General features: G+C 68.1%; 5 protein-coding genes and 1 pseudogene. 2 read left to right on the top strand and 4 right to left on the bottom strand.

The annotated features are described in order from the left end of the window. Positions 1-88 precede the first annotated feature (88 nt). A pseudogene (locus ACVJO7_RS33745) lies at positions 89-361 on the top strand (transposase); the annotation flags it as partial. Here ACVJO7_RS33745 and ACVJO7_RS33740 read toward each other — a convergent pair. From ACVJO7_RS33740 to ACVJO7_RS33725, 4 genes are all read right to left on the bottom strand, one after another. Beyond that, positions 342-1,160, bottom strand: a complete 819-nt coding sequence (locus ACVJO7_RS33740; protein ID WP_491676332.1) for a hypothetical protein — start codon at positions 1,158-1,160, stop codon at positions 342-344. The pseudogene ACVJO7_RS33745 and the gene ACVJO7_RS33740 sit on opposite strands and share 20 nt — an antisense overlap. Beyond that, on the bottom strand, positions 1,145-2,227 hold the full coding sequence (locus tag ACVJO7_RS33735; protein WP_491676333.1) for an agmatine deiminase family protein: 1,083 nt from the start codon (positions 2,225-2,227) through the stop codon (positions 1,145-1,147). The genes ACVJO7_RS33740 and ACVJO7_RS33735 overlap by 16 nt, the downstream gene beginning before the upstream one ends. 71 nt (positions 2,228-2,298) lie before the next feature. Further along, positions 2,299-2,841: a glyoxalase superfamily protein gene (locus tag ACVJO7_RS33730; protein WP_491676331.1), complete on the bottom strand. Its 543-nt coding sequence runs from the start codon at positions 2,839-2,841 to the stop codon at positions 2,299-2,301. A gap of 204 nt (positions 2,842-3,045) precedes the next feature. Next, positions 3,046-3,894 (bottom strand): SDR family oxidoreductase, encoded by an 849-nt coding sequence (locus ACVJO7_RS33725; protein ID WP_491676330.1) that lies wholly within the window; start codon positions 3,892-3,894, stop codon positions 3,046-3,048. 299 nt (positions 3,895-4,193) lie between these two features. On the opposite strand from ACVJO7_RS33725, the gene ACVJO7_RS33720 reads away from it, so the two are divergent. Then, entirely contained in the window at positions 4,194-5,162 is a 969-nt protein-coding gene (locus ACVJO7_RS33720) for a DMT family transporter (RefSeq protein WP_491676329.1), read from the top strand. Positions 5,163-5,342 lie beyond the last annotated feature (180 nt).

Here is a 5,342-nt window from a genome sequence, read left to right as displayed (position 1 = left end):
CGGGAGATAACCACGTCCACCAGGCAAGATCCGGGACCTCACGTGCCCGTCGACGACGTCGCGGACGGCCGCCGAGCGACTCCAGATAACGATCGAGTCGCTGAACTACCAGCTCCGCAAGATCATCAAGAACCGGGGGCACTTCCCGAACGACGACGCCGCGATCAAGCTGCTCTGGCTCGCGATCCGCGACATCGAGGACAAACGCGCCCGGCAACGAGCGAAGGAGAAGGGCCTACCCGCAAACGCCCGCCGGGCGCCCGGCCGCCTCGTCGAAGGAGCCGTGGTTCAGGGCTGGAAACAAGCCCTCGGCGCCCTCGCCCTGGCCTACCCCGAGCGCATCAACCCCTACCTGTCCTGAGCACTTTCCTAGATCGACTTACACAGACTTCTTGACAGGCCCCTAGGCTGAGGAAGATCAGTGCTCCGAGGCACACCAACGTTGCGAGCGACCAGACCGCGATGGACCGAGGTGCGGGGACAGGTCCTTCGCGCAGCACACGTAAGCCCAGTGGCACCAGCGCAATCCCGAGTCCGATGACTACCGCAGCCGACGTTGCCGTGCTGCCCTTGAGCACGCCGATCATGAGCGCGGCCATGGAACCGAGCGCGATCGTCCGCACGATGCCGAATGAGCCGGAGAGGTGGGCGCCGGCGGCGAGGACGACCCAGCTGACCATGATGAGCGGGTTGGCGATCTGGAGGACGTAGAAGGCTCGGTAGGAGTCGGCCACGGCGGTCTCGGCGGCTGCAAGACCGAGCGTGTCGACGATCTGGAAGGCCATGTGGTCCACGCCGGCGTGAAAGGTACGCGCGCACAGCCCGGCGATGGCGAACAACGAACCCCACAGTGCCCAACCGGGATGCGTCCGTGCGATGGCCGACCCGAGTACGAGGACCGCAGGTATCAGCAGCACCCAGCCAAGGACGACCGCGGCGTACGCGACACCGACCCGATCGGGGTGTGCAGCGTAGGCGGCCAGCTGCTCGGGAAAGAAGAAGTCGTCCGGCAGGCGGAGAACGCTGCCGACCAGCAGTACAACAGGTGCGAGTACGCAGGCCAGTCCGCCCAGCCAACGCCCCGGGACCACCGGCACGGGGATGGCGCCCTCCGGCTCGACGCGCCGGCGGAACACGGTGCAGATCACCACGAGAACCACCGGCCCGCACTGCCGGAACCCACGTCGATGTGAAGCCGAGTCACTGTAGACGACGTCCGCACGGCCGGAGGATCCGCCGCTATGGCGGGTTGTTGCTGGGTGGCGCAGTGAATGCCGCCGCCGCCTTCAGCGAGGGTGTCAATACTGACCTGCACGACGTCGCGACCGGGATATAGGTCTTGAAGCAGGCCGGCGGCTCGATCATCAGCCGCCGGATCGCCAAACGCTGGGGCCAGCACGGCGCCGTTGAGCAGGTAGTAGTTGATGTAGGAGGCGAGGAAGTCGGAGCCGCGCGGGCCGATTCTGTGCGGGTCGGGCTCCGGGAGCTCGACCACGGTCAATGTTCGGCCGACGGCGTCCGTAGCCGTGGTCAGGGCCTGTCGAGCGTCGTGGTGCAGCCTCAGGTCCTCGACGTCGGAGTCGGGCGGTGGGGCATTCAGCACGACCAGGCCTGGAGCAGCGAAGCGTGCCAGGCCGTCGACGTGTCCGTCGGTGATGTCGCCGTCGATGATGCCCGGCAGCCAGATCACGTGCTCGACACCGAGCATCGCGCGCAGGTCGGCTTCGAGGTCGGAGCGGTCGCGCCCGGGGTTGCGGTTGTCGTTAACAATGCTGCTTGTCGTCACCAGCAACGTTGCCTCGCCGTCGACCTCGAGACTGCCTCCTTCGGTAACCAGGGGGGCGATCAAGCGCGGAATGGCGAGGTGGTCGAGGAGTCGGCCGGCGACCAGCTGGTCCCGGCCGTGGTGCTGTTTGCTGCCCCAGCCGTTGAACCGGGTATCGATACCGGCGACACCGGTGCTGGTGTGGACGAAGGTCGGGCCGGTGTCGCGCACCCAGAGATCGTCGACGGGCACCGGCAGCACCTCGGCCGCCGCACCGACGATCCTCGTCGCATCCGCGAGGTCGTCACCCGAGGCGAGTAGCACGACCGGCTCGTAGTCGGCGATGGCGCAGACCAGCCCGGCCACATCGGCACGTACGGCATCAAGCAGCTCGCCCCACTCGGAGCTCTGTGAGGGCCAGGCCAACAAGGTGCACTGGTGCTTCGCGCCTTCGTGCGGCATCCACACCGTGGGCTCCGCTAAGCTCGCCGAGACCCCCGGGCAGGTGTCACCACTCCTGCAGTCATCGGGTGTCATTCGTCCTCACTCTGGCAGAAGCGCAGGCTGTTGCCCGACGGGTCGGTGACATCGAGGGTGGGGCCGCCGGGAGAGTCCGGTTCGACCCCGGGCCGCTGGGCGGGGTAACGCTTCTGCCCAAGTTCGGCGTGCAGCCGGTGCACGTTCATCACGGGGACCCACACGACGGCCCCGGGCGTGCCGTCGCCGTGGTGTTCGGACAGGTCGATCCGGGTGTCACCGCGAACGAGCCGGGCATAGAGCGGCATCGACGGTTCGAAACGGTGCTCCCATTCGACGAGGAAGCCGAGGAAGTCGAGATAGAACTCTCGAACGTCGGCGAAACGCTGGATCCGCAGCACCGGTACCGGAGCGCCGAGACCGACACCGTCGGTCGCAGAGCGGGCGAGGATGGCGCTGGCGGTGTTCCAGTCCCGCAGGCCGAGCTGGTGCGCGACCAGCTCGAGCGCGGCACTGTGGCTGATCGCAAGGTCGCGGTCGGCCAGGTCGGCTCGCAGTGTGCGGGCGGCCGACTTCGCCGCCTCGATGGTCATGTCCATGATGGCCTCGTCCTGGTGCCTGCTGCCCAGCGCCCGCGTTACTGGACGGACACCGTGACGCAGACCGACGGTGACGACCGAATCCGGTGTGTTCACCACGCCTTGCGGCGAGCGGGCGGCAGGCCACACCAGGCGCCTCTCTGGTCGGAGACTAGCGATACGGGGACCGACCGCGCCACCCAGAAAGCGCGACCGGGAACGCAACTACGCGCCGCGGGGACGCCAGCGACCGAAGCCACCTTCGGTATCGATGATCTGGCCAGTGATCCAGGACGCCTCGTCGGTCGCGAGCCAGGCGATCAGGCGCGCCGGGTCGTCGGGGCGGCCGTAGCGCCCGAACGGGAACATCGGCTCGACCAGCCGCCACATGTCGTCGGTGAGGTAGCCGGTGTCGACGGGGCCGGGGTTGACGGTGTTGACCCGGATGCCGGAGTCGGCGAGCTGATCAGCCAGCGTGGTCGTCACCCCGGCGATCGCGGCCTTGGCCGCGGCGTAGGCGACCTCGCCGGGCAGCGGCCCGAGGCCCTGTCCGGAGGTCAGGAACACCACCGTGCCACCGCCGCGCCCGTCGTGCTGCCCGGCGAAGGCCTGGGCGAGCAGGATCGACGAGCGCGCGTCCACCGCCCAGTGCCGATCGAGTTCGTGCGCGCTGATCTCGCCGAGCGCTCCGTCCTGCCCGGTCAGCGCGTGGTTGCAGACGAGCACGTCCACATGCCCCACCCGGTCGGCGACCTCGCGCATCACTTGATCGGGGCCCAGCGGATCGGCGAGGTCTGCCTCCACCTCGCCGATCATCGCCTCCGCGAGCGCGTTTCGCCGGACCGACGCGACGACCGCGTCGAGGTCGTCGGCGCCCCACTCCTGCTGCTCATCGTGCGGGCGGAAGTGATGCAGGACGACGTTCGCGCCGTAGGACGCCAGCCTGACCGCGATCGCATGCCCGATTCCCGCCCGCCGGCCGGCACCGGTCACCAACGCCGTGCGGCCGCGCAGCGGGAACGGTTCCCGCCCACACCCGACCGTGGCGGGATCGCGGCCGTCACTGGAAGTCACAACTGTCTCCCCTCACCCGAACTGCACTCATCAACGCTGCCTCGTGGGAAGCCAAGCGTCTTACCCGATGGCTCGCTGCCGGTCTCGCGCCACGCGACGCCGCGATGTGCGGGGAGCGCGTCCGACATCTTCCCCGTCGGTCCATTGCGGACGACCGTACGTGCTCGTGCAGTGGACCTTCGAGGCGTTTCGACCTTCGCGTCTGTTTTCCGCCAGAGGCGCGGCTGCCGCTGCGGTGTGATCACTGAGGGGGTGACGACCTTCCACCCCGGAGCCGATGTCGAGGGGAGCTCGAGCTGATGTCCGGTCCGGCCGGTCCGCGCCTGTTACCGCTGCAGTTCGTTGCGTTGTCCTTGGCGTGGGGGTCGAGCTTCCTGTTCATGAAGATCGGCCTCGACGGCTTGTCGCCGCTGCAGATCGCGACCGCCCGGATGGCGCTCGGGGCCCTCGCCCTGACGGTGATCGTGCTCGTCCTGCAGGTCCGTCTACCGCAATCCGTGCGGCAGTGGGGACACATCGGTGTCGTCTCACTGTTCTTGTGTGTGCTGCCGTTCACGTTGTTCGCGTGGGCCGGTCAGCACATCAACTCCGGCCTGCTGAGCATCTACAACGCGACCACGCCGCTGATGACCCTGCTCGTCACGCTGGCAGCTCTGCGTGCCGAACGCCCGCACCGGCCCCAACTCGCCGGCCTCGGTCTCGGTCTGATCGGGGTCCTGATCGTGCTCGCCCCGTGGCAGCTCCTCGAAGCGACCGACACCGGCGGCCTCGGCGCCCAACTCGCCTCCCTGATCGCGACCGGCAGCTACGGTGTCGCCTTCGTCTATCTGCGGCGGTTCGTCTCACCGCTGGGCCTGCCGGCCACCTCGGTAGCCGCCACCCAGGTCGGGATCGGCGCCGTCGTGCTCCTCGTGGCCGTCCCGATCATCGACGATCATCCAGTGAACCTGACCCCGGCCGTCGTCGCGAGCATGATCGTGCTCGGAGTGTTCGGCACCGGGATGGCCTACATCTGGAACACCAACATCGTGTCCGGATGGGGCGCCACCACCGCTTCCAGCGTCACCTACCTGACCCCGGTCATCGGCGTGGCGCTCGGTGCACTGGTGCTCGGCGAGACCGTCACCTGGAACCAACCGCTCGGAGCTGCCCTCGTCGTCACCGGCATCATCATCAGCCGCCGGCAGCCAGAGGACACCCGAGCCGACCTGGCCACTGCTAGCCCCAGACCACCAGGCCGGCCGACCGATACGGAGGGGCCCCGATGAGTTTTGATCACGCCACAGGCCTGTCTCGGACGTGAGTACCGTAGTTCCGGCAGCCGCAGACGAGCGGCGAGCGCAGGTCTTGATGTGAGCTTCCCCCGCTTTGCCGGAGTGTCTGAAGGCTGGTTCTCTCGATGAGGACCAGGAAGGAAGGCACTGGTGCCCGCACCGAAGAAGTACCCC

This window comes from Pseudonocardia sp. DxW (genome assembly GCF_058448985.1).
The sequence above is the reverse complement of the archived record's forward strand: the minus strand, read 5'-3'. Positions and strand labels throughout refer to the sequence as shown.